This window comes from Solirubrobacter deserti, from assembly GCF_027587175.1.
Lineage (GTDB): Bacteria > Actinomycetota > Thermoleophilia > Solirubrobacterales > Solirubrobacteraceae > Solirubrobacter > Solirubrobacter deserti.
The window spans coordinates 1-1,731 of the sequence record NZ_JAPCID010000116.1; the positions used below are offsets into that span (position 1 = coordinate 1).

The window sequence follows — 1,731 nt, forward strand, 5'->3', positions numbered from 1 at the left end:
CGGGCGTGGCGCAGCGGGGCGCGGGCCTCCGCGCGGCGGCCGGCGCGCCGCAGCGCCGCACCGAGCGCGGCGTGGGCCTCGGCCTGCACGAGGGGCGCGGACGAGCGGTCCGCTGCCGCGACGGCGTGCTCGAGCTGGGCGATCTCGTCGTCGCGGGTGAGCGAGAGGCCTGCCGCGGCGAGCAGCATCCGCGCCTCGGCGGCGTGCATCCCGCGCGCCCGGTTGAAGGCCAGGACCTCGGCCGCGAAGGCGCGTGCCTCGTCGAGCCGGCCGGCGGCGGCGAGCGCGCGGACGTAGGTCGGCCGGGTCGCCTCGCGCAGCGTGATCCGCCACCCGCGCGAGCGCTCGAGCTCGAACTGGCGCTCGATCGCGGCCAGCGCGTCCCCGGGTCGGCCGCGCTCGAGCAGGATCCGGCCCTGCAGCGAGTGGAACCCGCAGATCGGCAGGCTGAGCTGCGCGGCGTCGGGCGGGTCGCCGACCATCGCGGCCTCGGCGCCGGCAAGGTCGCCCGCGTCGAGCAGGGCGGCGGCGAGCACGGCGCGCATCGCGGCCGTCGGGCGGCGCCCGCGCAGGCTGTAGTGCTCGATCGCGGCACGCGCCGCGTCTTGCGCTCGCTCCAAGTCGCCGAACGCGTGCTCCCAGCGCGCGAGCGCGATCATCGCGCCGAGCGTCGCGACCTTCGAGCCCGAGCGCCGGGCGGCGTCCGCGAACGCGTCGAGCGCCGCGCGCGACTCGTCGGCGGCCTCGACCGCCATCAGCGCCTCGATCGCGAAGATCACCGTCAGGCCTTCGCCCCGCACGAGCTGCCCGTCGGCCAGCGCGCGCCGCGCCAGGTCGACCACCTCGTCGACGGGCGCGCCGGTGGCCGCCCCGTCGAACGCGCGGTGCGCGAGCACGACGGGCCGCTCGTCGGCCGCGTCGAGCCGTCGGCGGCGCTCCTCGACCAGCTCGTACACGAGCCCGTCGAGCAGGTCGTCCTCCAGCTCGGCCTTCAGCGCCGCCAGCTGCCCCACCGGGGACGGAGCGCCGGCGCCCGCCGTGACGAGGCGCGGAGACGGGCCGGCGGGCGATTCGGCGGCGACGCGACCCGCGGACGTCGTGGTCGACGACGCAGCGGCGGCGGCCGGCTCAGCCGCGGCGCCCGCGTCCGCGACGGCCGCCAAGCGCGCGAGCGCGGCCTTGAGCAGGTCGGCCGCTTCGCTCGGGCGACCCGCCAGCACGAGCCGGCGGGCCAGCGCCTGCTGGGCGCGCGCCGCGGTGACGAGGTCGCCCGCGGCGGCGGCGGCGCGCAGGTGCTTGCCGGCCTCGGGATCTCCGGCGCGGGCCTCGGCCAGGCCCAGCGCCAGCAGGCGCTCCGGCGGCGGGTCGGACGCCTCCGCGACCGCGCGGCGCAGATGGTGCAGCGCGACGTCGACGTCGCCCGCCGCCAGCGCGCGCTCGCCCGTGCGGGTCAGCAGCGCCGCGGCCGCCTCCTCCCCACCCGGGTCGGTCGCGAGCAGCTGCGCGGCGATCATGTCCTCGCTCGCACCCGTCTCGGCCAGCAGCCGCGCGGCGCGGCGGTGCAGCGCCGAGCGCGCGGCGGGCACGAGCCCGGCGCGCACGGCCTCGCGCATCATCGGGTGCGTGAAGCGCAGCTCGCCGGCCTCGAGCAGGCCGGCGCGGGCGAGCGCGGCGTGCGCCTCGGCGGGCCCGACAGGCCCGGGCGAGGCGGCGAGGCCCGCCGGCGCGGCG

At 80.2% G+C, this 1,731-nt stretch carries 1 pseudogene; it reads right to left on the reverse strand.

Going from position 1 to position 1,731, the window contains the following annotated elements:
* A pseudogene (locus OJ962_RS34165) lies at positions 1-1,731 on the reverse strand (hypothetical protein); the annotation flags it as partial.